This is a genomic window from Actinoplanes sp. HUAS TT8, assembly GCF_051380535.1.
In the GTDB taxonomy this organism is placed as follows: Bacteria; Actinomycetota; Actinomycetes; order Mycobacteriales; family Micromonosporaceae; genus Actinoplanes.
In genome coordinates this window covers 6,292,038-6,318,273 of the sequence record NZ_CP195646.1, presented here as the reverse complement: position 1 = coordinate 6,318,273, position 26,236 = coordinate 6,292,038, and the positions used below count along the sequence as shown (strand labels likewise).

At 71.3% G+C, this 26,236-nt stretch carries 18 protein-coding genes; 13 read left to right on the top strand and 5 right to left on the bottom strand.

What is annotated here, in order from left to right:
- The 3 genes from ACSHV8_RS28280 to ACSHV8_RS28270 all read right to left on the bottom strand — a co-directional run bounded on the left by ACSHV8_RS28280 (nt 1) and on the right by ACSHV8_RS28270 (nt 4,199).
- Nucleotides 1-1,437 carry a gamma-aminobutyraldehyde dehydrogenase gene (locus ACSHV8_RS28280; protein ID WP_436520397.1) on the bottom strand — a complete coding sequence of 479 codons (1,437 nt, stop codon included), beginning with the start codon at nt 1,435-1,437 and terminating at the stop codon, nt 1-3.
- Nucleotides 1,438-1,549: 112 nt separating this feature from the next.
- Nucleotides 1,550-1,750, bottom strand: a complete 201-nt coding sequence (locus ACSHV8_RS28275; protein WP_436520395.1) for a hypothetical protein — start codon at nt 1,748-1,750, stop codon at nt 1,550-1,552.
- An 82-nt stretch (nt 1,751-1,832) separates the two neighbouring features.
- The gene (locus ACSHV8_RS28270; RefSeq protein ID WP_436520393.1) at nt 1,833-4,199 is read right to left on the bottom strand and encodes a glycoside hydrolase family 3 N-terminal domain-containing protein; all 2,367 of its coding nucleotides are present in this window, start codon (nt 4,197-4,199) and stop codon (nt 1,833-1,835) included.
- 271 nt (nt 4,200-4,470) lie between these two features.
- Here ACSHV8_RS28270 and ACSHV8_RS28265 point away from each other — a divergent pair, with 271 nt between their 5' ends.
- The 3 genes from ACSHV8_RS28265 to ACSHV8_RS28255 all read left to right on the top strand — a co-directional run bounded on the left by ACSHV8_RS28265 (nt 4,471) and on the right by ACSHV8_RS28255 (nt 7,623).
- On the top strand, nt 4,471-5,799 hold the full coding sequence (locus ACSHV8_RS28265) for an extracellular solute-binding protein (RefSeq protein ID WP_436520391.1): 1,329 nt from the start codon (nt 4,471-4,473) through the stop codon (nt 5,797-5,799).
- Between the two features lie 74 nt (nt 5,800-5,873).
- The gene (locus ACSHV8_RS28260; protein WP_436520389.1) at nt 5,874-6,722 is read left to right on the top strand and encodes a carbohydrate ABC transporter permease; all 849 of its coding nucleotides are present in this window, start codon (nt 5,874-5,876) and stop codon (nt 6,720-6,722) included.
- Nucleotide 6,723: 1 nt separating this feature from the next.
- Nucleotides 6,724-7,623, top strand: a complete 900-nt coding sequence (locus ACSHV8_RS28255; RefSeq protein WP_436520387.1) for a carbohydrate ABC transporter permease — start codon at nt 6,724-6,726, stop codon at nt 7,621-7,623.
- A gap of 443 nt (nt 7,624-8,066) precedes the next feature.
- Here ACSHV8_RS28255 and ACSHV8_RS28250 read toward each other — a convergent pair whose 3' ends face one another.
- Nucleotides 8,067-9,104, bottom strand: a complete 1,038-nt coding sequence (locus tag ACSHV8_RS28250; RefSeq protein WP_436520385.1) for a LacI family DNA-binding transcriptional regulator — start codon at nt 9,102-9,104, stop codon at nt 8,067-8,069.
- 770 nt (nt 9,105-9,874) lie between these two features.
- On the opposite strand from ACSHV8_RS28250, the gene ACSHV8_RS28245 reads away from it, so the two are divergent.
- Nucleotides 9,875-10,756, top strand: coding sequence for an LLM class F420-dependent oxidoreductase (locus tag ACSHV8_RS28245; protein WP_436520383.1), 882 nt, complete (start codon nt 9,875-9,877; stop codon nt 10,754-10,756).
- 8 nt (nt 10,757-10,764) lie between these two features.
- Here ACSHV8_RS28245 and ACSHV8_RS28240 read toward each other — a convergent pair whose 3' ends face one another.
- The gene (locus tag ACSHV8_RS28240) at nt 10,765-11,781 is read right to left on the bottom strand and encodes a hypothetical protein (RefSeq protein WP_436520381.1); all 1,017 of its coding nucleotides are present in this window, start codon (nt 11,779-11,781) and stop codon (nt 10,765-10,767) included.
- Between the two features lie 197 nt (nt 11,782-11,978).
- Here ACSHV8_RS28240 and ACSHV8_RS28235 point away from each other — a divergent pair, with 197 nt between their 5' ends.
- The 9 genes from ACSHV8_RS28235 to ACSHV8_RS28195 all read left to right on the top strand — a co-directional run bounded on the left by ACSHV8_RS28235 (nt 11,979) and on the right by ACSHV8_RS28195 (nt 25,973).
- Complete coding sequence (locus ACSHV8_RS28235) at nt 11,979-13,145, top strand: ROK family transcriptional regulator (protein ID WP_436520379.1); 1,167 nt, start codon at nt 11,979-11,981, stop codon at nt 13,143-13,145.
- Nucleotides 13,142-13,933, top strand: a complete 792-nt coding sequence (locus tag ACSHV8_RS28230; protein ID WP_436520377.1) for an ABC transporter permease — start codon at nt 13,142-13,144, stop codon at nt 13,931-13,933. Before ACSHV8_RS28235 ends, ACSHV8_RS28230 begins: the two co-directional genes overlap by 4 nt.
- Nucleotides 13,930-14,691: an ABC transporter ATP-binding protein gene (locus ACSHV8_RS28225; protein ID WP_436520375.1), complete on the top strand. Its 762-nt coding sequence runs from the start codon at nt 13,930-13,932 to the stop codon at nt 14,689-14,691. Before ACSHV8_RS28230 ends, ACSHV8_RS28225 begins: the two co-directional genes overlap by 4 nt.
- Nucleotides 14,688-15,644 carry an aliphatic sulfonate ABC transporter substrate-binding protein gene (locus tag ACSHV8_RS28220; protein WP_436520373.1) on the top strand — a complete coding sequence of 319 codons (957 nt, stop codon included), beginning with the start codon at nt 14,688-14,690 and terminating at the stop codon, nt 15,642-15,644. The genes ACSHV8_RS28225 and ACSHV8_RS28220 overlap by 4 nt, the downstream gene beginning before the upstream one ends.
- Nucleotides 15,641-17,110 (top strand): sulfatase-like hydrolase/transferase, encoded by a 1,470-nt coding sequence (locus tag ACSHV8_RS28215; protein WP_436520371.1) that lies wholly within the window; start codon nt 15,641-15,643, stop codon nt 17,108-17,110. The genes ACSHV8_RS28220 and ACSHV8_RS28215 overlap by 4 nt, the downstream gene beginning before the upstream one ends.
- Nucleotides 17,107-18,036: a formylglycine-generating enzyme family protein gene (locus ACSHV8_RS28210; protein WP_436520369.1), complete on the top strand. Its 930-nt coding sequence runs from the start codon at nt 17,107-17,109 to the stop codon at nt 18,034-18,036. The genes ACSHV8_RS28215 and ACSHV8_RS28210 overlap by 4 nt, the downstream gene beginning before the upstream one ends.
- A 72-nt stretch (nt 18,037-18,108) precedes the next feature.
- Nucleotides 18,109-21,108, top strand: a complete 3,000-nt coding sequence (locus tag ACSHV8_RS28205) for an FtsX-like permease family protein (protein WP_436520367.1) — start codon at nt 18,109-18,111, stop codon at nt 21,106-21,108.
- Nucleotides 21,105-24,125 carry an ABC transporter permease gene (locus ACSHV8_RS28200; RefSeq protein ID WP_436520365.1) on the top strand — a complete coding sequence of 1,007 codons (3,021 nt, stop codon included), beginning with the start codon at nt 21,105-21,107 and terminating at the stop codon, nt 24,123-24,125. Before ACSHV8_RS28205 ends, ACSHV8_RS28200 begins: the two co-directional genes overlap by 4 nt.
- A gap of 225 nt (nt 24,126-24,350) precedes the next feature.
- On the top strand, nt 24,351-25,973 hold the full coding sequence (locus ACSHV8_RS28195) for a methyl-accepting chemotaxis protein (RefSeq protein ID WP_436520363.1): 1,623 nt from the start codon (nt 24,351-24,353) through the stop codon (nt 25,971-25,973).
- Nucleotides 25,974-26,236 lie beyond the last annotated feature (263 nt).

The following is a 26,236-nucleotide window of genomic DNA, read 5'->3' as shown; positions in this document are numbered from 1 at the left end:
TCAGGCCCCCACGTTGTGCATGACGTGCTTGATGCGGGTGTAGTCCTCCAGGCCGTACACGGAAAGGTCCTTGCCGTGCCCGGAGTGCTTGAAACCGCCGTGCGGCATCTCGGCGACCAGCGGGATGTGGCAGTTGACCCAGACACAGCCGAAGTCGAGTCGCTGGGTCATCCGCATCGCGCGGCCGTGGTCCTTGGTCCAGACGCTGGAGGCGAGCGCGTAGTCGACGCCGTTGGCCCAGCGGACCGCCTCGTCCTCGTCGGTGAACTGCTGCACGGTGATGACCGGGCCGAACACCTCGTTCTGGATGATCTCGTCGTCCTGGCGCAGGCCGGCCACGACGGTCGGTGACCAGAAGAAGCCGCGGTCGCCGACGCGGGTGCCGCCGGCCTCGATCGAGGCGTGGTCGGGCAGCCGGTCGATGAACCCGTTCACCCGGGCCAGCTGGTTCGCGTTGTTGACCGGGCCGTAGAGCACGTCCTCGTCGTCCGGAGCACCGGTCTTGGTCGCCTTGGCCTGCTCGGCCAGCGCGGCCACGAAGTCCTGGTAGACCGCCGGGGCGACCAGCACGCGGGTGGCGGCCGTGCAGTCCTGACCGGCGTTGAAGTAGCCGCCGACCGCGATGTCGGCCGCGGCGGCCGCGATGTCGGCGTCCTCGAAGACCACGACCGGGGCCTTGCCGCCCAGTTCGAGGTGGGTGCGCTTGAGGTCGGCGGCGGCCGAGCCGGCCACCTCCATGCCGGCCCGCACCGATCCGGTGATCGAGACCATCTGCGGCGTACGGTGCTCGACCAGCGCGCGCCCGGTGTCCCGGTCGCCCAGGAGCACGTTGAAGACGCCGGCCGGGAAGAACTCGGCGGCGATCTCGGCCAGCATCACGCTGGTGACCGGGGTGGTGTCGGACGGCTTGAGCACCACGGTGTTGCCCGCGGCGAGCGCCGGAGCGATCTTCCAGACCGCCATCATCAGCGGGTAGTTCCAGGGCGTGACCTGGGCGCAGACACCGACCGGCTCGCGCCGCACGTAGCTCTCGAAGCCGTTCATGTACTGCCCGGCCGAGCGGCCCTCGAGCAGGCGGGCGGCGCCGGCGAAGAACCGGATCTGGTCGACCGCGGGCGGCAGCTCCTCGCTGGCGGTCAGGCCGAGCGGCTTGCCGGTGTTCTGCGACTCGGCCGCGACCAGCTCGTCGGCCCGGGCCTCGACCGCGTCGGCGAACTTCAGCAGCGCCTTCTGCCGGTCGCTGGGAGTGGTGTTACGCCACTGGTCGAACGCGGAGGAGGCCGCGCTCATCACGCGGTCCACGTCCTCGGCGCCGGAGATCGGGGCGGACGCGAAGATCTCGCCGGTGGCCGGGTCGACGAGGTCCGAGTACCGGCCGTCGGCGGGCGCGACCGCAGCGCCGGCGACGAAATTGTGAAGTACCTTCTTGGCGGTCATCCGGCCTCCAGGTTCGGGTTCAGTGCATGCCGCCCCATCTTTTCCGCTGATTCCGTGGCGAACAAGGGGGCGCAGACATTTTTCCGTGTTTCCGGCGCTGTTCAGATGTGTGTCAGGAATTCCGGCGCACGGCCAGGACCGTGATGTCGTCGCCGGGCGACTCGGTGCCCGTCCCGGCCATCACCGTGGCGCGCGCCTTCTCCGCATTCTCCGCCCGGACCGACCCGATGAGACGGGCCAATCCGGTATCGATCACCTCGTCGCGGCATTCGACCAGACCGTCGGGCAGCAGAGGGTGAGCGCTTCGGCTCACCGCCGATGCCGGAGCGTGACCGGGAATGTAACGGGCGCCGGCTCGGCCCCGGGAATCTCCGGGAGCCGAGCCGGCGGCGGGGTCACCGGATCGGTCGTACCGTCCCCGGGGTGGTCAGGCGGCGGCCGGCCCCGGCCGGACGGACCGGGCCGGTCAGTCGCACGGTCGCCTGGCAGGGCAGGTCCCCGGCCGACGTCCCGACGAGAATCCGCAGGTCACCGGGCTCCACGACGCGCTGCAGGTCACGGCCGGTGAACGCCGACCGGTCGGTGTGGACCTGGAACGTCACCTCCGCGCCGGCACCGGCGGCCAGGTCGACGCGGTGGAAACCGGACAGTTGGCGGACCGGACGGGTGACCGTGGCAACCGGGTCGGACAGGTAGAGCTGCACCACCTCGGAACCGTCGCGCTCGCCGGTGTTGCGCACCCGCACGGTCACCTCGAACTCGCCGTCGGTCGGCACGCTCTCGGCGCTGACCCGCAGCTCGTCCACCTCGAACGTGGTGTACGACCGGCCGTGGCCGAACGGGTAGAGCGGCACCGGGTCCAGGTTGCTGACCCCGCTGTGCGTGGCCCCCAGGATCGGCTGCAGGTACGTGCCCGGCTGCCCGCCCGGGTGGCGCGGGATCTGCACCGGCAGCTTGCCGCCGGGCTGGACCCGCCCGCTGAGCACCCCGGCGATCGCGGCGCCGCCGGCCTGCCCCGGCATGAACGCCTGGACCAGCCCGGCGACCCGGCCGTCGAGGTCACCCAGCGCGTACGGCCGGCCGGAGACCACGACCACGACCACCGGCGTGCCGGTGGCCAGCAGTTCCTCCAGCAGCTCGGCCTGCACGCCGGGCAGCCGCAGGTCCTCGGCGTCGCAGCCCTCACCCGAGGTGCCCTTGCCGAACAGCCCGGCCAGGTCGCCGACGAACGCCACGGCCAGGTCGGCGCCGCGGGCGGTCTCGACCGCCTCGGCGAAACCGCTGCGGTCACCGCCGGTCACCTCGCACCCTCGGGCGTAGGTGATGTCGTTGGCCGGGAACTCGGCCCGCAGCCCGTCCAGGGCGGTCGGGATGTCCAGGCCGAGGCCGAGCTGCGGATAGCGGGGGAGCACGTGGTTGGGGAAGGCGTAACAACCCAGGAACGTACGGGCGTCGTCGGCGCACGGGCCGATCGCGGCGATCCGGAACGGCTCGGTGACCGGCAGCGCGGTGCCGGTCTCGAGCAGCACGATCGAGCGCTCGGCCAGGTCGATCGCGATCTGCTGGTTCTCCGGGGCGTTCAGGTCGGTGAACTCGGCCGCGGTGACCGACGACTCCGGGGTCCAGCCCGGGTCGAGCAGGCCCAGCTCGGCCTTCTGGGTCAGCAGGCGCCGGGCGGCCCGGTCGACCAGGTCCTCCGGCACCTCGCCGCGGCGGACCAGCTCGACCAGGCCACGCCCGTACCCGATGGTGTCCGGAAGTTCGACGTCGATGCCGGCGGCCAGGGCGAGCGCGCCGGCGCCGGTGTTGTCCCCGGCGACCCCGTGCATCAGGGCCAGGAACGGGACGGCCCAGTAGTCCGAGACGACGGTGCCGGTGAAGCCCCACTGGTCGCGCAGCACCTCGGTCAGCAGCCACGGGTCGGCGCCGGCGGGGACGCCGTCGACATCCGAGTAGGAGTTCATCACCGAGCGGGCGCCACCGAGCGTGATCGCCGTCTCGAACGGCGGCAGGACCACGTCGATCAGCTCCCGGCGGCCCATCGCGACCGGGCCGTGGTTGCGGGCGCCGCGGGAGGCCGAGTAGCCGGCGAAATGTTTCAGGGTGGCGATGACGCCACCGGTCTGCAGCCCGCGGACGTACGCCGAACCGACCGTCGAGACCAGGTACGGGTCCTCGCCGATGGTCTCCTCGACGCGCCCCCACCGGTAGTCCCGCACCACGTCGAGGACGGGGGAGAGGCCCTGGTGCACGCCGAGCGCGGCCATGTCGCGCCCGATCGCGGTGGCCATCCGCTCGATCAGCTCCGGGTCGAAGGTGGCGCCCCAGGCGATCGCGGCCGGGTAGACGGTGGCGCCCAGCGCGGTGAAACCGGTCAGGCACTCCTCGTGCACCAGCGCCGGGATGCCCAGGCGCGAGGCCATCACGACGCGCTGCTGGCGGATCAGCTCGGCCGCGCCCTCGGCCGGGGTGAGCGGGACACTGCCGTACACCCGGGTGAGGTGGCCGAGGCCGTGGCGGGCCGCCTCCTCCAGAGGTACGGTGCCGCCGGCGGCGAAGACGTCCTGCATCGGGGCGACGTTGTGCTGTTCCTCGGCGTTGTAGCCCTCGTCGTGGGCGTCACCCATGTCGTTGCCGACCCAGCGGCTGCCCAGCTGCGCGACCTTCTCCTCGAGGGTCATCTCGGCCAGCAGCGCCTCGACGCGATCGGCGACGGGCAGCGCCGGGTCGCGCCACGGCTGGGTCACCTGTTCTGTGGTCAACGTTGTTTCCTCCGGAAGGGCCCGAAACTTTCGGGTGCGTTGTGCTGTGCGGCGGCGGGCGGAAAAGGCCCGCCGACCTCGCCTACTCTCGCGCTCCGGGCACGGTTACGGCAAGGGTCTTGACACCCGTCACAGCGAAACCCTACGTTAACGAAACCTCGCGTTAATTTGCGGCTGTCACTCGAAAGTTCCGGAACTCGGTGACCGCCGTCGCCATCGCTATATCACCCCCCGCGGCTCGCCGCGGCTTGCTTCGAGTACGGAGAAAAGCGTGAAGCGCAGGAATTTTCTGAGTCTCACCGCGGGTGCTGCCGCGGCCACCGGTCTCGCCGCGTGCGGTAGCTCCGGCCCGGCGGACACCACCGGGGGCGGCGCCTCCGGTGGCGGGGACGCCGCCACCTACTGGTTCCTCAGCGGCCCTCCCGGTGAGCCGATCCGTCAGGGCGCGGTCGACCGGTTCAACAAGGCGAACTCCGGTAACCAGATCAAGGTCACCACGTTCCAGAACGACACGTACAAGGACAAGCTGAAGACCGCCATCGGTGCGGGCCAGGCCCCGAGCATCATCTGGGGCTGGGGCGGCGGCGGCCTGAAGAGCTACGTCGACGCCGGCCAGGTCGACGACCTGACCGACTGGTTCGCCCAGAACGCCGCGGTCAAGAACAAGCTGTTCCCGGCCTCCTTCGGCCCGGCCACCGTGGACGGCAAGATCTACGCGATGCCGGCCGAGACCGTGCAGCCGATCATCATGCTGTACAACAAGGAGGCCTTCGAGAAGGCCGGTGTGCAGAACCCGCCGGCCACCTGGGCCGAGCTGATGAGCATCCTGCCCAAGTTCAACGACAAGGGCATCGCGCCGTTCTCGCTGGCCGGCCAGTCGCGCTGGACCAACATGATGTGGCTGGAGCTGCTCTTCGACCGCATCGGCGGCCCGGAGGTCTTCAACAACGCCTACGACGGCCAGAAGGACGCCTGGAGCAACCCGGACGCGATCACCGCGCTCACCAAGATCCAGGAGCTCATCAACGCCAAGGGCTTCGTCAAGGGCTTCTCGTCGGTCACCGCCGACTCGAACGCCGACCAGGCGCTGCTCTACCGCGGCAAGGCTGCCATGGAGCTGCACGGCTCCTGGTCGTACGGCATCATCAAGTCCGACGGCGGCAGCTTCATCAAGGACGGCAAGCTCGGCTTCGCCAGCTTCCCGGCGTATGACGGCGGCAAGGGCGACCCGACCAACACGTACGGTAACGCCGGTCAGTTCCTGTCGATCTCCTCCAAGGCGACCGACAAGCAGAAGGAGACCGCGAAGAAGTTCTTCGCCAGCATGCTCGACGACACCGAGCAGCAGGGCTGGATCGACTCGGGCGGCGTCCCGATCGTCCAGGGCTCGAACGCCAAGCTGGCGTCCTCCCCGGACAAGGACTTCCTCAACTTCATCTACGACGTCTCCAGCAAGGCCAAGAACTTCGGCCAGTCCTGGGACCAGGCGCTCAGCCCGTCCTCGGCCGAGACGCTGCTGGACAACATCTCGAAGCTGTTCCAGCTCCAGATCAGCCCCCAGCAGTTCGCCACCAACATGAATGCGACCATCGGCAAATGACGATTGCACCGCCTGTAGTGCGGTCAGCTCCGCCCGCCGCGTCCAGCGGCGGGCGGGGCTTGTCCGTCTCCTGGATGGCGTGGCCGGCACTGGTCGCGTTCACGATCTTCGGGCTCATCCCGCTCGTCGGCGTCCTGGTGCTCAGCTTCTCCTCGTGGACAGGCCTCACCCAGAACGTCCCGTTCAGCGGGCTGACCAGCTGGAAGTCAGTGCTGAGCGACCCCGGTCTGCCGCACGCGCTGTGGATCACCTTCATGATCATGGCGCTCTCCTGGCTGGCGCAGACCCCGCTGTCGATCCTGATCGGCGTCTTCATCGCCTCGCACAAGCGGTACCGTGCCGTGCTCGCGGTGCTCTTCTTCATCCCGCTGCTGCTCAGCCAGGCGGCCATCGCGATCACCTACAAGATGCTGCTGGACCCGAACTTCGGTCTCGGCGCCAGCCTCGGCTGGGGTTTCCTGCAGCAGGACTGGCTCGGCGAGAGCAAGCTGGCGATCGGCGTGGTCATCTTCGTGGTGTCCTGGCAGTGGATCCCGTTCCACTCGCTGATCTACCAAGGCGGCGTCCGGCAGATCCCGGTGGCGATGTACGAGGCGGCCGAGATCGACGGCGCGGGCCGGGTGCGCAAGTTCTTCAGCATCACGCTGCCGCAGCTCAAGTACACGATCATCACGTCGTCGACGCTGATGGTGGTCGGCTCGCTGACCTTCTTCGACCTGATCTGGGTGCTCACCGCCGGCGGCCCCGGCGACTCCACCCGGGCTCTCGCGGTCGACATGTACGTGCGTGGCTTCCGGACCGGCCTGATGGGCCCGGCCAGCGCCATCGCGGTGATCCTGGTCCTGCTCGGTCTGGGCCTGGCCCTGCTGCTGCGCCGGCTCGGCGGCCGGGACGCGACCGAGAGCCAGTTGGAAGGAATCTGAGATGACGACCGTTCTCGACAGCCGGAAGGCCGGGAAGGCGGCCCACGCGGCGCCGCCCTCGCCCGGCCGGCGTCCCCGGTGGCTGCAGTTCAACTGGTTCGGCGGGCTCGCCGGCTGGCTCTGGCTCGTGATCGTGCTGGTCCCGATCTACTGGATCGTGATCACCAGCTTCAAGCTGCAGGCCGACTACTTCTCCACCAACCCGCTCGCCCCGCCGTCGTCGCCGACGCTGGAGAACTACCGGTTCGTGCTGGAGAACCACTTCGTCCGGTACTTCTTCAACAGCGTCATCGTCACGGTCGGCGCGGTGGCGCCGGCCGTCGTCGTGTCGTTCATGGCCGCCTACGCGATCGTGCGGGGCAGCGCGGTGAGCCGGTTCCTCCGTACCGTCAATGCGGTCTTCCTGATGGGGTTGGCGATCCCGCTGCAGGCGGTGATCATCCCGGTCTACCTGCTCATCATCAAACTGCAGATGTACGACACGCTGGGCGCGATCATCCTGCCGTCGATCGCGTTCGCGATCCCGCTGTCGGTGCTGGTGCTCTCCAACTTCATCCGCGACATCCCGAAGGAACTCTTCGAGTCGATGCGGATGGACGGCGCCACCGAGTGGGGCACGCTGTGGCGTCTGGCCCTGCCGCTGACCCGCCCGGCGATCGTGACCGTGACGATCTACCAGGGCCTGCAGGTGTGGAACGGCTTCCTGCTGCCGCTGATCCTGACCCAGAGCCCGGAACGACGGGTCCTGCCGCTGGCGCTGACCGCGTTCCAGGGGCAGTACAACATCAACATCCCGGCCGTGCTGGCCTCGGTGGTGCTGACGACCCTGCCGATCCTGATCCTGTACGTCGTGGGTCGCCGCCAGCTGCTCAGCGGTCTGACCGCCGGCTTCGGCAAGTAGAGATCTCCGCCCGGCCGGTGTGATCACGGGAGTTCCTCCTCCCGCGATCACACCGGCTGTTCGGTTTCCGCAGCCGGGCACGACTCTCATCGGGCCGGGCGGTTCCGTCGTTCCTCTTTTGCTTTTCCCGTACGGGCGGGTCCGGCTGCCCGCGGGCCCGAATGTCCGCAACCGTTCACCGGGGGAGACGGTCGCCGCCCGCGGAAACGCCGCCGCCCGCCGTGCGGCCGGTGCTCAGGCTGCGGCCGGTTGCTCAGGCGATCGCGAGATGGCCGTCTTGCGCTTGTCGTGCGTCCGGCTGGGCGGTGATCCGGGCGGGTCGTCGGCCGCTGGCCGGGCCGGCCGGATCACCGCCGGGCGATGGGGTGACCAGGCGGCCGACCGGTCCGGATCACGGTGTGGTCGGGGGTAGGCGTTGGCCTGTGGCGGGCGGTGGCCGGTGGTCAGGCGTTGGCGGAGACCCGGGTCTCGGCGAGGGACTTCGTGCTCTCACGGACGATCAGCTTGGTGACCAGCTCGACGCGCGGGGTCTCGATCGTCTCGCCGCGGGACAGGCGCAGGATCGTGCGGGCGGCCAGGGAACCCATCTCGGCCAGCGGCTGGCGGATCGTGGTCAGCGGGGGAGAGGACCAGCACGCGTCGGGCAGGTCGTCGAAGCCGATGACGCTCAGATCATCCGGCACGCGCAGGCCGCGACGGCGGGCCGCCTCGTAGACCCCGAGCGCCATCTGGTCGCTGGAGGCGAAGATCGCGGTCGGCCGGTCCGGAAGGTCGAGCAGGCGGCCGCCGGCCAGGAAGCCGGACTCGTTACGGAAGTCGCCCTGCTCCATGAGGCTCGGATCGACCGGCACGCCGGCCGCCTCCATGGCCGCCCGGAAACCGTCGAGCCGGGCGCGACTGCACAGCAGATCCTTCGGCCCGGCGATGAACCCGATGCGCCGGTGACCGAGACCGATCAGGTGGTCGGTGGCCGTGCGGCCGCCCGACCAGTTGGTCGCCCCGATCGTCGGCACGTCGGTGGCCGCGCCACCGGCCGGGTCGATGATCACCACGGGGACGCGCAGACGGTGCAGCTCGCTGTGCACCGGCTCGGCCACGTCGGAGGTCACGAAGACCACGCCGTCCGACGCGCGGGCCCGCAGATTCTGCAGCCACTGGCGGGTGGCGGTGGTGCGCCGGTGCACCTGGGAGACCACGGTGCCGACGCCGGCGGCGTGGGTCACGTCCTCCACGCCGCGGACCAGCTCCAGCGCCCACGGGCTGTCCAGATCGTTGAAGACCAGGTCGATCAGCCGGGCTCGCCCGGAATGCCGAGAGTTGCGAGGACGGTAGTCGTGCTCGCGCAGGAGTCGCTCGATCAGCTCACGGGTGCCCGGGGAGACGTCGGAGCGTCCGTTGAGCACGCGGGAGACGGTCGGCACCGAGACGCCGGCGGCGTCGGCGATGGCCGCGATGGTGACCCGTTGCTTGGCGGCAACCATGAGGGCGCGCTCCTTACCGTCGGGGTGCAATGTCTGCAACTTCCGGGCCCGGCACCGAAATCATGCCATGGCTACCCGTGAGTTCAATACGCTGGAAACCGACCGTTTTGTGTTAACCGGTTAAGCTCAGCCTGCGGTTTTGTCCTGGGAGCGCTTCCGGTAGTTCCCCCGAAAGTTACGGAGAGCGCTCCCAAGATCGTCTCGGTTCCGTGACGATGCAGGTCAGCGTGGGGTTGGTGGTTGCAGCGCTGCAGAGAAGCACGGCCGAAGTGGCCATGTCGGTTCACTGAACCGCAGGTGACGCACCTCATGATCGGTAAAGATCAGGTCGCCCGTCCGATGCGCTGCCCGCGCCTGCGTCACCGGTTGCGCGCCCCGCCCGCGCCGCCTGCCCGCGCCGCCCGCCGTCGCCCGCGCCGCGGCCGGCCGCCCGCCGCTCGTGCCGCCCCGCACTTGCCCGGCCCGGCGCCCGCGTCGTGTCCGCCTGCCTTACCGCCCGCGCCTGCGACCTTCCGTCTGCGTCCGGGTGACCGGTCCGGGAATAGGCACCAGACTAGCCTCCTAGGATGCCAAACGCGACGTGACCGGAGGCCGGGCGACGGGCTCCTCAGGCGAGGCGGGCGCGTGGGGGCTGGGCCGGGCGGCGGAGCGGGCGGGCTGGTGGGGTGCGGTTGGTGGGCTGCTACGGCCGTACGCGCAAATGAAGTAAGGGGTGAGGGAAGGGACTGCCCTGACCCGCGCATGGTTGATCAGGTCGATAAGTTGGGTGCATGAGCATCAAGTTCGGGGTTTTCGTGCCGCAGGGCTGGCGGATGGATCTGGTCGAGATCGACGATCCGGTGGAGCAGTACGAGGCGATGACCGCGGTCGCCAAGCTGGCCGACGCGGGGCCGTGGGACTCGGTGTGGGTGTATGACCACTTCCACACCGTGCCGGAGCCGACGATCAACTCGACGTTCGAGGCGTGGACGGTGAGTTCGACGCTGGCCCGGGACACGAGCCGGGTGAAGATCGGGCAGATGGTGGGCTGTAACGGGTACCGGCAGCCGTCGCTGTTCGCGAAGATCGCGTCGACGGTGGACGTGGCCAGTCACGGGCGGCTCTACGCCGGGCTGGGCGCGGGGTGGTATGAGCACGAGTGGAAGGCCTACGGCTACGAGTGGGCCGACGTGCCGGAGCGGATGCGGGCGTTCCGTGAGGCCGTGGAGATCGTGCACCGGATGTGGACCGAGGAGCGGCCGGTCTTCCAGGGCAGGCACTACCGGATCGACGGGCCGATCAACGAGCCGAAGGGGGCCGGCGGGCGCAAGCCGGACCTGTGGCTCGGCGGCGGTGGCGAGAAGGTGACGTTGAAGCTGGTGGCGAAGTATGCGGACGCGTGCAACGTGGGCGGCGGCGACCCGGAGCTGATCGCGCAGAAGCTGGCGGTGCTGCGGCGCCACTGTGACGAGCAGGGCACCGATTACGACCGGATCACCAAGTCGACGAGCCTCTACCTGGAGGAGGGCGACAGTGTGGCCAAGGTGCGCGAGCAGGTGGAGAAGATCGTGGCGGCCGGGGCGGACTACGTGATCACGTACATCCCGCGGGTCGCCTACGACCACGAGCCGCTGCTGGCGATCGCTCAGGAGGTCATCCCGCAGTTCGCCTGAGCCGCGGGTCAGGTGTGGTGGCGCAGCCAGATGCGGAACGCGTCGATCGGGTTGCCGGCCGGGGCCGCGGGCAGTGCCCCGAGCAGTTCCGGGTCGGTCGCCGGGCGGGAGGCCTGGAGCGCGTCGCGCAGCCGGTCGGTGTCGGCGTCGATCGGGGCGGTGAGTTCCAGGACCTGATGTCCGCGGAGCATCACCACCCGGGTCGGTGAGCCGGGCAGGACGACCGCCTGGCCGGGCGTCAGCAGCAGGTAATCGGGGTCGGCGCATCGGGGCGGCCGGCAGCCCTGCGACAGGTCGACGGTGGTCAGGACCAGCCGGCCGGCCGCGGAGCCGGGGGCGGGCAGGTATTCGTCCCCGGTCTCGGCGAGGCCGAACGTCTGGTGGACCACCCGGTAGCCGGGGACGGTGACGGTCCACATCTCGGTGCGGTCGGCGCCGGCCTGGGTCAGGCGCATCTCGAGCTCGGTCGGGCCGGTGTCGCGGAACGCGATCAGGCCGGTCCAGGTCAGCACGATCAGCGCGACGGCGGCCGGGGCGCGCAGCCACCAGCCGCCGGTCAGTGCGGCCGCGACCAGGACGGTCAGGCTGCCGCCGAGCAGGACGGCCAGCCGGCCGTTGTGCAGCAGGCCGTCGTCGTGGGCGGCGGCGAAGGTCCGGCCGAGCAGCACGGCGATGGTGCCGCCGCCGGCGATCAGGGCGGCCCAGAGCAGCCGGCCGCGGCGGGTGGCGCCGAGCGGGGTGACCAGTGGGGTGGCCCGGACCAGCAGGTAGAGCAGGGTGATCAGGCCGGCGCCGACGACCAGGAGCATGCCGGTGGTGGCGACGGTGTATGTCGTCCCGCCGAGCTCGTAGCCGTGGGCGACGCCGTCGAGCACGAACGGCGCGCAGCCGCCGAGCAGGCCGACCCCGATGAACTGCCAGACGAGCTGGCCGGTCCGGTTGGCGGCCGGGTCCTTCCACTGCGGAGGTTCCGGGGCGGGGTCGGGGGCCAGCGGGATCTCGGCTCGATGACGCGCTGCGGACATCGGCACAGGGTGACATGTTGATCACGGTCGGCGGGGTCCCGTTGGCAGGCCCGAATTCGCACAGTCCGTTTTGGAAACTTTCCTGGTGGTTTCGGGGTTCGGGTGCCCGCGCCACATGGAAGTTTTCCTACCAGTTTTGAAGAGATAATTCTGCCGGATCGTTGACGGAAAAATTGCGGGCTGACTACGGTTGCCGCGTGTCAGTCACGGTAGGCGTCCACGCGCTGGTCAGACGCGCTCACGAGGAGCGTGTCCTGGCCATCCTGCGGGAGCACGGAACCCTGAGCCGGGCCCAGATCTCGGCCCGCTCGGGCCTGTCGCGCACCACGCTCTCCGAGATCACCGGCGATCTGCTGGGCCGGGGCGCGATCGTGAAGGTGACCACCGACGCCGACCGGCGTGCGGGCAGCGGCCGCCCGGCCGAGTTGCTGGCCCTCGATCCCCGGTCGGGACAGTTCCTCGGTGTCGATCTGGGGCATTCACGGGTACGGGCGGTGGTCACCGACGCCGCGCACGAGATCATCGCGAGCGGCGTCACGCCGTACGCGTCCCGCACCTCCCTGCCCGCCCGCATCCGCGCCGGCCTCGCCCTGATCGACCGTCTCGGCCGGGAGCAGGGGATAAACCTCTCCGCGCTGCAGGGCGTCGGGGTCGGCGTGACCGGGCCGTACCCGGCCGGGACGGCCCGCGCCGACGTGTCGGCCGCGTTCACCGACGCGTTCCGGGCACCGGTGATCGTGGACAACAACACCCGGTTCGCGGCGCTCGCCGAGGCCGGCACCACCGACGCGCGCGACGTGCTCTACATCCGGCTGGCGGCCGGCATCGGCGGCGGCCTGATCGTCGGCGGCCGGCTGGTCGAGGGCGCCGGGGGAGCGGCCGGCGAGTTCGGTCACGTGCCGGCCGGAGGCGCCGAACAGTGCCGCTGCAGCAAGCGCGGCTGCCTGGAGACGGTCGCCTCGATCGGCCCGGCCCTGGCCGCGGCCGGGGTGAAGAGCCTGGACGAGCTGGCCGCGCGGCGTGACGAGCCCGCGGTGGCGGCCGCGATCGACCGGATCGGGGTGGCGGTCGGGCGGGTCCTGGCCGCGGCCGCCCTGGTCCTGGACCCGGAGCTGATCGTGATCGGGGGTGACCTGCCCCGGGCGGTCCCGGCGATCGTGGACCGGGCGGCCGGGGTGGTGGCGGCCGAGCGGGTGCCGCCCGGGCACGACGTGGCCGGCAACGGGACCGGGAATGACAGCGGGCCGGTGGTACGGGCCGCGCGGCTGGGCGACGACGACGGCGCGCGCGGGGCGGTCGCCGCTCTGTATCGGCAGTCGCCGCTGCTGGCCGGCTATTCGAACCTCGACGGGAGTACGGAATGACGCTGGTGGAGGCCGCTCCGGCTCCCGCTCGGGAGCGGCGGCGGATGGCCGTACCCAAATGGGCTTTGAATGTGATCTCGGTGGTGATCGGCCTCGGTGTCTGGTGGGGGTTGTCGCTCTCCGGCCTGGACATTCCGGCGCCGCCGGTGGTGCTGAGCCGGGCGATCGACCTGATCGAGGACGGCACGCTGGGCGGGGACGTGCTCGCCAGCCTGAGGCGGGTGCTCGCCGGCTTCCTGCTCGGGGTGGTCGCGGCCGTGCCGATCGGGTTCCTGATGGGGTGGTACCCGCCGGTCCGGGCGTTGATCGAACCGTGGATCCAGTTCTTCCGGACGATCCCGCCGCTCGCGCTGATCCCCCTGGCCATCGTGCTGATGGGCATCGAGGAGACCCCGAAGATCTTCGTGATCTTCCTGGCGTCGTTCCTGTCCTGCGTGATCGCCACCCTGCAGGGCGTGGTCAACGTGGACCGGACGCTGATCAACGCGGCCCGGGTGCTGAGCGCACGGGACCACACCATCTTCGCCCGCGTGGTGATCCCCGCGTCGTCGCCGTTCATCCTGGTCGGGATGCGGATCGGGCTGGGCTCGTCGTGGGCCACCCTGGTCGCCGCCGAGCTGATCGCCGCCCAGCAGGGCCTCGGCTACCGGATGCAGGCCGCGCAGCTCTACTACGACCTGCCGACCATCTTCGTCGGGCTGATCAGCATCGGCGTGCTCGGCCTGATCATGGACCGGCTCCTGCTGCTCGCCGAGCGGCGGCTCACCTCGTGGCAGGAGACCCGATGATCAAAATTGCTGACGTACGCAAGGTGTTCCCGCTCAAGGGCGAGGAGTTCGTCGCGCTCGGCGGGGTCGATCTGGAGATCCGGGACAACGAGTTCGTCACCGTCGTCGGCCCGTCCGGGTGCGGCAAGACGACGCTGATGAACATCCTGGCCGGCCTGGAGACCCCGACCGGCGGTCAGGCCCTGGTCGACGGGAAGCCGGTCACCGGCCCGGGTCCGGACCGGGGCGTGATCTTCCAGCAGTACGCGCTGTTCCCGTGGCTGACCGTGCGCAAGAACGTCGAGTTCGGCCTGCGCGAGAAGGGCGTGACGCGGGCCGAGCGCCGGCGGATCGCCGACCACTTCATCGAGCTCGTCGGCCTGGAACGGTTCGCCGACGCGCTGCCCAAGACGCTGTCCGGCGGCATGAAACAGCGGGTGGCGATCGCCCGCGCGTACGCCGTGAACCCGTCGATCCTGCTCATGGACGAGCCGTTCGGGGCGGTCGACGCGATGACCCGGGTCCGTCTCCAGGAGCAGCTGCTGCACACCTGGGAGCAGGAGAAACGCACCGTCCTGTTCATCACCCACGACGTCGACGAGGCGGTCTTCCTGGCCAACCGGGTGGTCGTGATGGCGGCCCGGCCGGGGCGGATCGCCGAGATCGTGGACGTGGAACTGCCCCATCCCCGTACCGAAGAAATTCGTTTGAGCCCCGCCTTCTCCGCTCTGCGCAATCGTGTGTGGAGCGCTGTTCATCATCAGGAGTCGTTCGCATGAGACGCCGCGCCTTGTTCTCCGCCGCCCTGCTCGCCGGCCTGGCCGCCTGCGGGAAGGACGCGGGCGAAAAATCATCAGAAAAAGTGACCTTCGGGTATATCGCCGACTTCAACGGGGCGAGCCTGCTGGCCGTCGCCAATGACCAGAAGCTCTGGGCCAAGCAGGGCCTGGAAGTCTCGGCCAAGGTGTTCACCAACGGTCCGCTGCAGGTCACCGCCATGCAGGCCGGTGATCTGGACTACGGCTACATCGGGCCGGGCGCGGCCTGGCTGCCCGCCTCCGGCAAGGCCAAGATCATCTCGCTGAACTCGCTGGGCAACGCCGACCGGGTCATCGGGCAGGCCGGGATCACCGACCTGAGCCAGCTCAAGGGCAAGAAGGTCGGCGTCCCCGAGGGCACCTCGGGCGACATGATCCTCACCCTGGCGCTGAAGAAGGCCGGCCTGACCAACGCCGACATCAAGCGCACCCCGATGGACGCGGCCACCATCGTCACCGCGTTCGGCGCCGGGCAGATCGACGCGGCCGGCTTCTGGTACCCGGCGATCGCCACCATCAAGACCAAGAAGCCGGACCTGGTCGAACTGGCCAAGGACTCCGACTTCGCCGACACCATGGCGTTCCCGACCGCGTTCATCAGCCGCAACGAGGTCGCCGCGGACAGGACCACCAAGGTCGTCCAGGTGCTGCGCGAGGCCATGGACTACCGGGCCGCGCACCCGGACGAGACCGTCAAACTGGTCGCCGCGCTGAACAAGCAGAGCGAGGACGCGGTCAGGGCCGACGCGGCCAACAGCCAGATGCTCGACTCCAAGACCCTGGACGGCTACACCGCCGACGGGACGATCACCAAGTGGCTCACCGCGATGGGCGAGTACTTCGTGGGCGCGGGCAAGCTGACCGCCAACCCGGACCCGTCGACCTACTACACCGGCGAGGGCTTCAAGAAGTGAACTTCCTCTTCCTGATGACCGACCAGCACCGGGTGGACACGCTCGGCGCGTACGGGAATCCGCACGTCAGCACACCCCACCTGGACCGGCTGGCCGCGACCGGCACCCGGTTCGACCGGTGGTACACCCCGACCGCCATCTGTACGCCGGCGCGGGCCAGCCTGCTCACCGGGCAGGCGCCGTTCCGCCACAAGGTGCTGGCCAACCAGGAGCGCAACGTCGGTTATCAGGAAGACCTGCCGGACGACGCGTTCACCTTCGGGGTCGCGTTGCGGGAGCGGGGCTACAACTGCGGGCTGCTCGGCAAGTGGCACGCGAGCACGGCCAAGTCCCCGGCCGACTACGGCTTCGACGGTCCTCATCTGCCGGGATGGCACAACCCGGTCGACCATCAGGACTATCTCGACTATTTGAAGGAGCACGACCTTCCGCCGTACGAGATCACGGACCGGATCCGCGGGACCCTGCCGAACGGGGGACCGGGGAATCTGCTGGCCGCGCGACTGAATCAGCCCCTCGAAGCGACGTTCGAGCACTACCTGGCCGATCGGACGATCGAACTGCTCCGGCGGTACGCGGCCGACGGGAAGCCGTTCTACCTGGCCACGCACTTCTTCGGGCCGCACCTGCCGTACATCGTGCCGGACGAGTACTTCGACCTGATCGACCCGGCCGTGGTGGAACTGCCCAAGTCGATCGCGGAGACGTTCGAGGGGAAGCCGCCGGTGCAGCGCAACTACAGTGCGCACTGGACGTTCGACTCGATGCCGATCGAGGTCACCCGGAAGTTGATCGCGGTCTACTGGGGTTACGTCTCGATGATCGACCACGAGATCGGGCGGATCCTCTCCGCCATGGACGATCTTGGGCTGGAGATGGACACGACCGTCTTCTTCACCTGTGACCACGGGGAGTTCACGGGAGCACATCGCCTGCACGACAAGGGCCCGGCGATGTATGAGGATATTTACCGCACTCCCGGAATCATCCGCATCCCCGGCGCCACGCCGCAGGTCCGCGACGAGTTCGTCAGCCTCCTGGACTGCACGGCCACCATTCTCGACCTGGCCGGCGCCGACACCGCCCCGGCCGTCGACTCCCGCAGCCTCGCACCCCTGGTCAGGGGCGAAACGCCGGAGTGGCAGCCGGACATCGTCTGCGAGTTCCACGGGCACCACTTCCCGTACCCGCAGCGGATGCTCCGCGAGGACCGCTACAAGCTGGTCGTCAACCCGGAGTCGGTCAACGAGCTCTACGACCTGGAACGCGACCCGGACGAGCTGATCAACATCTACCGTCACCCGGAGATGCGGCCGGTCCGCGAACGGATGCTGCAGCGGCTCTACACCCTGCTGGTCGAGCGGGACGACCGCTTCTACCACTGGATGACCTCGATGTACGCGGTCGGCGCGGTGGACCACGATCCGACGCTGAGCGGCCTCGACGACCTATCGTATCGATCATGAATTGCTGCACCCCGTCGTCGGATCGCACCGCCTCGACTCCGGCCGCCCCGCCGGAACACGGGACCGGCGCCCATCACGTGCCGCAGGTCAGCGTGCCCGGGCAGGAGTTCGCGATGGGCGACGCACACGGGGACGGTCATCCGGCCGACGGGGAAGGGCCGGTTCATCCCGTACGGGTGAACGGCTTCGAGATTGATGCCACGTCGGTGACCGTCGCGGATTTCCGGGCGTTCATGGAGGCGACCGGCTTCCGCACCGACGCCGAACGGTACGGCTGGTCGGCCGTGTTCCACCTGGCCGTGACCGACCCGGATCGGGTGGCCGGGCGGATGGCCGGCACCCCGTGGTGGCTCGGCGTCGAGGGCGCCGACTGGGCGCACCCCGGCGGTCCTTCCTCGACGGCGGCCGACGACCACCCGGTCGTGCACGTGAGCTGGGACGACGCGCAGGCCTACTGCGCCTGGGCGGGCCGGAGCCTGCCCAGCGAGGCGCAGTGGGAGTGCGCGGCCCGCGGCGGCCGGGCCGGGCTGCGCTACCCGTGGGGCGACACGCTGCCCGCGGGGGAATGGGCCTGCAACATCTGGCAGGGCGAGTTCCCGGACACCAACACGGCCGAGGACGGCTGGGTCACCACCGCGCCGGCCCGGTCCTTCGCGCCCAACGACTACGGCCTCTACCAGCCGGTCGGCAACGTGTGGGAGTGGTGCGCGGACTGGTTCTCGCCCCGGTACTACGCCCAGTCGCCGGTGGACGACCCGCGCGGGCCGTCCCTGGGCACGGCCCGGGTGATCCGCGGCGGGTCCTACCTGTGCCACGACTCCTACTGCAACCGATACCGCAACGCGGCCCGCTCGTCCAACACGCCCGACTCGTCGACCGGCAACATGGGATTCCGTACGGTGACGCCCTCCATATCAGAGGGATAACGGTCTGACCTTCGGGGCATGCCCGCGGGCCCCGCAGGCATGAAGCTGTGTCCCGGGGGGTGAGACGGGGGCATGTTCACGATCCTCTGGGGTGCCGTGCGCTCCCGGGCCGTTCAGGCCGGCACCCTGCTCGTGCTCACCGCCCTCCCGGCCGCGGTGGCCGCCGCCGCGCCGTGGTTCGTGCTGACCGAGACCGCGCGGACCGCCGCGGTCACCGCCGGCTCGACCCCGCAGGCCCAGCGCACGGTCGTCATCCACTGGGACAGCGAGACCGGGGACGCCCCGGCCGAGGCGCTGGCCGCGTTCGGCGAGGCGGTGCGGCGCACACTGCCGATGCCCGGCGCCGACGGCGTTACCGGCCTGTCCCGGCCGATGAGCGTCACCGACCGGACCGGCGTGCCCGACCACATCAACGTCGACTACCGCGACCGGTTCTGCCGGCACGTGTCGTTCTCGTCCGGCGCCTGCCCGGCCGCGCCCGGCGACGCGGCGATCACCGAGACGGTCGCCGACCGGCTCGGCGTGCGGACCGGCGACACGCTCGACGTGCAGGCCACCACGGCCGCCCCGAAGATCCCGATGCGGGTCACCGGCATCTACGCGATCACCGACCCGGCCGCCGGGTACTGGGCCGACGAGCTGTTCCGGGTGGGCAGCGGGCTCGACCCGATCTACACGGTCGCCGCGACGTTCACCGGCGCCCCGCTCGACCAGCCGGTCTTCGCCTGGTCGGCCGAGGTCCCGGTGCCGCTGCTGCGCGGCGACGGCGGATACGACCTGGGCGCGGCCATCGCCGCGGCCGGCGAACTCGGCGACATCGTCGACCCGACCCGGTCGCTGCGCGCCGATCTCAGCGGCGCCGGCGACCGGCTGCTGCGGGCCGTGCTGCTCGGCTCCATCCCGGCGCTGCTGCTCGGGTGGTACGCGATCGCCCTGGCCGGCCGGTACACCGCCCGGGACCGGCGCCGCGACGCCGCGCTGCTCAAACTGCGCGGCGGCGAACGGTCCCGCCTGATCACCCTGCTCTCCGGGCAGCACCTGGCGCCGCTGCTGGCCGGTGGGCTGCTCGGGGCCGCCGCCGGACTCGCCGCGGCCCGCGTGCTGTCCGGGCCGGGCACCCTGACCGCGGCGGCCCTGTCGGTCGCGGCGGCCGCCGGAGTGGCTGTCGTCGCCCTGTTCACCCTGGTCGTCGGGGATCTGTTGCTCATCCGTACGCCGGTGGTGGTCCTGCAACGGGAGGTCCCGGCCACCCGCAGCGGCCGGGCCGCGCTGCTGGCCGACGTCGTGCTCGTCGCGATCGCCGGGGCCGCGGCCTACCAGGCCCGGTCCGGCAGCCCCGACGCCGGTGTCGGGGCGCTCGCCGCGATCGCCGTCGCCGTCGCGGTCGCCGTCCTGGTGGCCCGCCTGCTGATCCGCGCGGCCGACCGGGGCGGCGGCGCCGCGCTGCGCACCGGCCACCTGCGCGTCGGCCTGACCGCGGTCCGGATGTCCCGGCTGGCCGGCCTGGACCGGGTGTTCGCGCTGCTCGCGATCGCGGTCGCGCTGCTGGTCACGACGTCCGGCGCGACCGCGGCGGACCGGTCGGCGCACACCGTGCGGGCCGAGTCCGAACTGGGCGCGGCCCGGGTGCTGACGGTGAGCGCCGAGAACTGGACGGTGCTGCAACACGCGGTCGCGACCGCCGACCCGCAGGGCCGGTACGCGATGGCCGCCGCCGTCGACCGCCAGGCGAACCCGCCGGTGCTGGCCGTGGACACCGCGCGGCTGGCCGCGGTCGGCGCCTGGCGCCCGGAGTACGGGCCGCGCCCGCGCCCGCCGGCCCGCAGCGACCCGGTCCCGCCGGTCACCGGCCGGCAACTGGTGCTGACCGCCCGCAACGACCGCGGGGTCCGGGCCGACATCGACCTGGTCCTGCTGAACGAGAACACCGGCGGGCGGGTCCAGGTCGCCTTCGACCTGGGACCGTCCGGCGAACAGACCGTCACCGTGCCGGTGGCCGGCTGCGACGGCGGCTGCCGCCTGGTCCGCTGGCAGATCCCGGCGCAGCTCGGGCCGGACGGCAAACCGATCCCGAAGCCGATCGTGCTGCGGTCGCTGACCCAGCGCGGACCGGACGCCGCCCTGCTCGGCACCGACCGGCTGACCGACACGACCCGCTGGCGCACCGTCGCCGGCGACGGCGGCCTGGAACTCTCCGCCGGCCCCCGCGGTTTGGCCGTCGGACCGCCGCGCGGCGCGTCCCGCTCGGAGAGCGACCGGCTGTACGCCGTGGACACCGCCCTGCCGTTGCCGCTGCTGCTGGCCGGCCCGGCACCGATCCCGTGGCGCTTCGGCGAGCCCGGACTCACCGTGACCGGGGCCGGCCCGGTGCCGTCCCGGGTCACCGCCACCGTCCCGGCGCTGCCGGTGCTCGGCGCGGCCGGGCTGCTCACCGACTTCGACGCGCTGCGCCGGCTGGCCGGGGAGGCCGACCCGACCGGCGTCACCCAGGTGTGGCTCACCGCCGACGCGCCCGGCCCGGTCGTCGACCGGCTGAGAGCGGCCGGGCTGACCGTGCTGGCCGACGAGACGGCGGCCGACCGGGCCGCCCGGACCCCGGGCCGCGGCACCGCCCCGGCCGGGACGTTCACCGTGTTCTGCGCGGTGATCGCGCTGCTCACCGCCGCCGCCGCGACCGCGGTGGCCGCCTCGGTCGACCGCGCGCCGCAACGGGCCGCGGCCACCGCGCTGCGCGTGCAGGGCCTGCCCGCCCGGACCCTCGCCGGCACCCGCTACCTCGGCCCGTTCGCGCTGGTCGGGGCCGCCGTCCTCGGCGGTGTGCTGGCCGCGTCGGTGGCCCGGCGGGTGGCCGGCGAACCGGACTCGTTCTTCGCCGACGGGTGGCGGCTGCTGCCCCCGCCCGAGGTGCTCGGGTGGGGTCCACTGCTCATCTCCGGTCTGGCCGCCATGCTTTGTCTGTCCGCCCTGGCCGGGCTGATCGCCGTGTCCGACCGGACCTCCCGGGACGGTGGCACCTCGCGGACCGGTCGAGCCGGTCGAGCCGGTCGAGCCGATCGGGCGGGGGACCGATGATCGCCCTGATCTTCACCATGGTGTGGGCGCGGCGCGGGCCGGCCCTCGTGCTCGCCGTGCTCGCCGCGTTCGCGGTCGCGCCGGCCGTGGCCGCGCCCGCCTACCTGCGCGCGTCCGACCGGGTGGTGGCCGCCGGGCAGGTCGCACACGCCGAACGGTCCGAGATGGAGGTCAGCATCCGGGCCACCGACCCGGACCGCCGCAACGTCGGCGGCACCAGCGCGACCGGCGGCGTCGACCTGGCCACCACCGCGGCCGGGAGCACCGAACTGCCCGGATTCCGGTACGTGTACGCGGCCGAGATCCCGGCCATCGGCCTCGAACCGGACGTGCGCTCCCGGACCCGCCTGGTGCAACGGCAGGACGTCTGCGCGCACCTGGTCATCGTCGCCGGTCGCTGCCTGCTCGGTGAGGGTGACGTGGTGCTCGGGGAGAGGACCGCCGCCCGGTTCGGCCTGACCGTGGGCCGGTCGGTGCCCCTGACGTACGCCTACTTCAACAACGACCCCCAGGTGAACTCCTACGTTTCCGACGGCGACCCGAAACGGTTCTTCCTGGCCGGCATCTACCGGGTGGCCGACCCGGGCGAGATCTACTGGGGCGAGCACGGCTACTTCACGCCCGAGGAGACGGCCGGCGAGACCCACCCGGGCGAGCCCGCGTTCACCGGGCTGACCACCTTCGACCTGATGGACCGGGGCAACGTCGACCTCAGCGTCGACGCCTACGCCGGGCCGGGCGCGCTCGACGCCGACCGGCTGCCCGCCCTGCGCGACGCTCTCACCCGGCTGCAGGCCGGCGTCGCCGAGGTCGGTGCCGGTCTGGACGGCGGCACCGGCGCCGGGGGCCTGCGGCTGGAGACCGGGATCCCGCGACTGCTGAGCCGCATCGACGAGGGGCACACCACCGCCCGCCGGATCGTGCCCGTGCCCGCGGTCGCCCTGATCGTCCTGGCCTGCCTGGCCATCCTGCTCGCGGTCGCGGCCGGCGCCGAGACCCGCCGCCCGGAGACCGCGGTGATCGCCCTGCGCGGCGCCCGCCTGCCGCACCGCTGGTGGCTGGCGATCGGCGAAAGCCTGGTGGCCGTCCTGGCCGGCACGATCGCCGGCGCCCTGGCCGGCCAACTCCTGGTCGACGCGGTGGTGGCGATCCGCTGGCCCGGCGTCGGCGCCGACCCGCACCCCGACTCGCTGCGCTGGGCGCCCCTGGCCGCGGCCGCCGCCGTCCTGGCCGTGATCCTGGCCCAGGGCGCGCCGATGCTGCGCCCGGTCAGCGAACTGCTGCGCCGCGCCCCGATGCCCGGCCGCTGGGCCGGCATCACCCTCGACATCCTGGTCGTGGCCCTGGCCGCCGGGGCGGTGGTGCAACTGGTGGCCGGCGGCGGTGACCTGGTCGGCGTCGGCTCGGCGGCACCGGCCCTGGTCATGCTCGCGCTCGCGCTGCTGGTGGCGCGGGCGCTGCGGCCCCTCGCCGCCCGGTTCGGGCACCGGGCGCTGGACCGGGCCCGGCTCGGCCCCGGACTGACCTGGCTGCTGCTGTCCCGGCGGGCCGCCACCGGGCGGGTGTTCGCGCTGCTCGTGGCCGCGGTGGCGGTCAGCTCGTACATGGTCGCGGCGGCCGACGTGGCCGCCCACGCCCGCCGGGTCGAGGCCGACCTGGGCACCGGCGCCGACCGGGTGCTCACCGTCGGACCGGTCGGTCGCGCACGACTGCTCGCCGCCGTGCGCCAGGCCGACCCGCACGCACAGTTCGCGATGGCCGTGGCCGAGATCCCCCAGCGCCCCGGCGAACGGCCGGTGCTGGCCGTGGACACCGAACGGCTGGCGGCGGTGGCGAACTGGCCGGGCGGAACGCCGTACGGGAAAATGGTTGATCTTCTTCGTCCGGCGGCCCCCGGGCTCGTCGTCACACCGCGGGACAAGACTTTCACCCTGGACATGAGCGCGGCCGGGTTCGCGCCGGGCCGCGAGGTCAGTGTGGAGGCGGTGCTGTCGCCGATGGACGGTGGCGGGCCGGACGTGGTGGCACTGATGGGGGTGGCCCGGCCGGGGCGCCACACCTACACCTATCCGGCACCGCAGTGCCAGGCCGCCGGCTGCCGGTTGAACGCGCTGCACATCTCCGGGTCGAACGCGCTCGGCGTGCAGGGCACACTCACCCTGCACGGCCTCGGCGGCACCGACCCGGCCGGATGGCGGGTCAGCCCCGGCGGCAAGGCCGCCACCGGCCCGGACGGGCTGCGCATCGAGGTGACCGACCTCGACAGCTTCCCGGAAGGCGTACTGGCCCAGCCGGTGGACACCCCGTGGCCGGTGCCGGTCGTGGCGACCGGGACGTTCGTGCCCGGGGCGGTGACCGGACTCGACTTCCGCCCGATGCGCGTCACCGTCGCCGGGCGGCTGCCGGCGATCCCGCGCCTCGGCGGCCCGGCGGTGATGGTCGACCTGGAATACGCCGACCGCGTCGCCACCGACGGCGGACCGACCACGAACGGGCAGGTCTGGTTGTCCGCCCGCGCCCCCGCCGACGTGCTCGACCGGCTCGCCGCCGCCGGTCTCACCATCACCGGCGACGTACGGTCGCAGCAGCTGGCCGCCCAGCTCACCCAGCAGGGACCGGCCGTGGCCCTCGGCTACGCGGCCCTGGCCGGAATCCTGGTGACACTGCTCGCCGCCGGGGTGCTCGTGCTGACCGCGGCGGCCGGGCGGGAACGGCAGGCCGAAGACCTGACCGCGCTGCGCGGGCAAGGGCTGTCCCGGGCGGCGGCTCGGCGGGCGGCGGTCTGGTCGTACCCCGTCCTGGCGGTCGGGGCGGTACCGGTGGGGCTGGCGATCGCGCTGGCCGGGTGGGCGGCGACCGGATGGGCGCTGCCGCTGGCCGGGCTGCATCCGCCGCCGCTGCCGTTGCCGTCCTGGCCGGGGGTGGCCGGGCTGGCCGGGGCCGGGGTGGTGCTCGTGGTGGTGCTCGGGGGGACTGCGCTGCTGGCCGGGCGGCGGACGTTGCGCAAGGTGCCCTGAGCCCTCGCCCTTGGTTTCCCGGCCCCGGTTTCGCGGCCCTGGTTTCGTGGCTTTCGCGTGGACCGGGCGGTCCGTTGAGGCCGCCGGGGCCAGGGGGAAATGTGCGAAATAATCGGACAAATGTTGTTGGGAACGACGGTGTGAAAGCACCTGACCAGGGCACCCGGGTTCGTACGGTAAGGCTGCCATTGATCATTTGCCGGCCAGGCTGCCCGGGGGAACCTGATGACCGCGACGACCCTGACCGACCCGCCCGCACGGCGCGACCTGTTCGCCGACATCGGCGTACGCCACAAGATCGGCGCGATCATCGCGCTCGGCGTCCTGGTGTCGGCGATCGCCGGCGTCCTCGCCACCCGGGCCCTGAGCCGATCCGCCGACGCGGCCCAGCAGCTCTACAGCTCGAACCTGGCCAGCGAGGCCGCGCTCGGCAACCTGGAAACGCTCGCCGTCACCACCCGCAACGAGCTGGCCAACCTGCTGATCTCCCGGACCGCGGCCGACAACACCAAGATCGAGGCCAAGGTACGGGCCGGGTTCAGCGACTTCGCCACCGCCCTCGCGACCTACCGAGCAGCCGACCCGGCCGGTGACCCGGACACCATCAGCGCACTCGAAACCAAATGGCAGTCCTACGCCGACCTCGTCGAGAACACCCAGATCCCGAACGCGCTGGCCAAAGACATCACCGCGTACGCCGAAGTCCGCGACGAACAGACCACGCCACTGATCGAAAAAGTGAACGCCGACTTCGCCACCCTCGAAGCCGCCGAAACCAAAGACGCGCAGGAAGCCGCCGCCGGAGCCCACTCCACCTACAGCACCAACCGCAACGTGATCATCATAGTTCAGCTGGTCGGCAGCCTGCTCGCCATCCTCATCGGCGGCCTCGTCATCCGCCGGGTCGTCGGCGCCCTCACCCGCGTCAAAGAAGTATGCACCGGACTCGCCGCCGGCGACCTGACCGGCCGCACCGGCCTGACCAGCAACGACGAGACCGGGCAGATGGGCCGCGCACTGGACACCGCCCTGATCAACCTGCGCCGGACCGTCGAAACCATCGACCAGTCGGCCACCTCACTGGCCGGAGCCGCCGACCGGGTCAACGAAGTAGCCACCGAAATCGCCGGCTCGGCCGAACGCACCACCAGCCAGGCCCAGACCGTCTCCGCCGCCGCCGAAGAAATCTCCCGCAGCGTCGACACGGTGTCGGCCGGCAGCGAAGAAATGGGCGCCTCGATCCGGGAAATCTCCCAGAACGCCACCGAAGCCGCCCAAGTCGCCGGAGCAGCAGTCGACCTGGCCTCCCGCACCTCGGCCACCATGAACCAACTAGGCGAATCGTCCACAGAAATCGGCAACGTCATCAAAACCATCACGTCCATCGCCGAACAAACCAACCTGCTCGCCCTCAACGCCACCATCGAAGCCGCCCGCGCCGGCGAAGCCGGCAAAGGATTCGCGGTCGTCGCCAGCGAAGTCAAAGACCTCGCCCAAGAAACCGCCCGCGCCACCGAAGACATCTCCCAACGCGTCGAAGCCATCCAATCCGACACCGCCGGAGCCGTCAGCGCCATCGAAGAAATCACCCGGGTCATCGCCCGCATCAGCGACTTCCAGACAACCATCGCGTCCGCCGTCGAAGAACAAACCGCGACGACAGCAGAAATGAACCGCAGCGTGACCGAAGCGGCATCCGGAACCGGGGCCATCGCGCAGAACATCACCGGAGTGGCCGATGCGGCGCGGTCGACCAGTGCGGGAGTGGAACGGTCGCAGCAGACGACGGCTGAACTGACGCGGATGTCGAGCGAGTTGACGTCGTTGGTGAGCGGATTCCGGTACTGACCTGGTTAGCGGGTGGTCGCCGCGGGGCCGGGCAGGGCCGGCTCGGGGTGGCTGCTCGCGTCGGGGTTCCAGCGGCTCGGGGTGGTTGCTCGGGCCGGGGTCGCGGCGGCTCGGGCTGGTTGCCGCGCCCGGGTTCCGCCGACTCAGAGTCCCCGCCGCACCTCAGGGGGCTTACCGCCTCCCGGCCAGGGTAGTCCGATTCGCCAAGATCATGCCGGGCGCCTGTGGACAACCCGCCGATGTGGACAACTCCGCGACCCCCT

Bases quoted from the DNA above. Each gene is read 5' to 3' on its own strand.
- ACSHV8_RS28255 (WP_436520387.1), top strand. From the start codon at position 6,724: ATGACGACCGTTCTCGACAGCCGGAAGGCCGGGAAGGCGGCCCACGCG.
- ACSHV8_RS28260 (WP_436520389.1), top strand. From the start codon at position 5,874: ATGGCGTGGCCGGCACTGGTCGCGTTCACGATCTTCGGGCTCATCCCG.
- ACSHV8_RS28210 (WP_436520369.1), top strand. From the start codon at position 17,107: ATGAATTGCTGCACCCCGTCGTCGGATCGCACCGCCTCGACTCCGGCC.
- ACSHV8_RS28230 (WP_436520377.1), top strand. From the start codon at position 13,142: ATGACGCTGGTGGAGGCCGCTCCGGCTCCCGCTCGGGAGCGGCGGCGG.
- ACSHV8_RS28280 (WP_436520397.1), bottom strand. From the start codon at position 1,437: ATGACCGCCAAGAAGGTACTTCACAATTTCGTCGCCGGCGCTGCGGTC.
- ACSHV8_RS28220 (WP_436520373.1), top strand. From the start codon at position 14,688: ATGAGACGCCGCGCCTTGTTCTCCGCCGCCCTGCTCGCCGGCCTGGCC.
- ACSHV8_RS28245 (WP_436520383.1), top strand. From the start codon at position 9,875: ATGAGCATCAAGTTCGGGGTTTTCGTGCCGCAGGGCTGGCGGATGGAT.
- ACSHV8_RS28225 (WP_436520375.1), top strand. From the start codon at position 13,930: ATGATCAAAATTGCTGACGTACGCAAGGTGTTCCCGCTCAAGGGCGAG.
- ACSHV8_RS28200 (WP_436520365.1), top strand. From the start codon at position 21,105: ATGATCGCCCTGATCTTCACCATGGTGTGGGCGCGGCGCGGGCCGGCC.
- ACSHV8_RS28250 (WP_436520385.1), bottom strand. From the start codon at position 9,104: ATGGTTGCCGCCAAGCAACGGGTCACCATCGCGGCCATCGCCGACGCC.
- ACSHV8_RS28240 (WP_436520381.1), bottom strand. From the start codon at position 11,781: ATGTCCGCAGCGCGTCATCGAGCCGAGATCCCGCTGGCCCCCGACCCC.
- ACSHV8_RS28195 (WP_436520363.1), top strand. From the start codon at position 24,351: ATGACCGCGACGACCCTGACCGACCCGCCCGCACGGCGCGACCTGTTC.
- ACSHV8_RS28205 (WP_436520367.1), top strand. From the start codon at position 18,109: ATGTTCACGATCCTCTGGGGTGCCGTGCGCTCCCGGGCCGTTCAGGCC.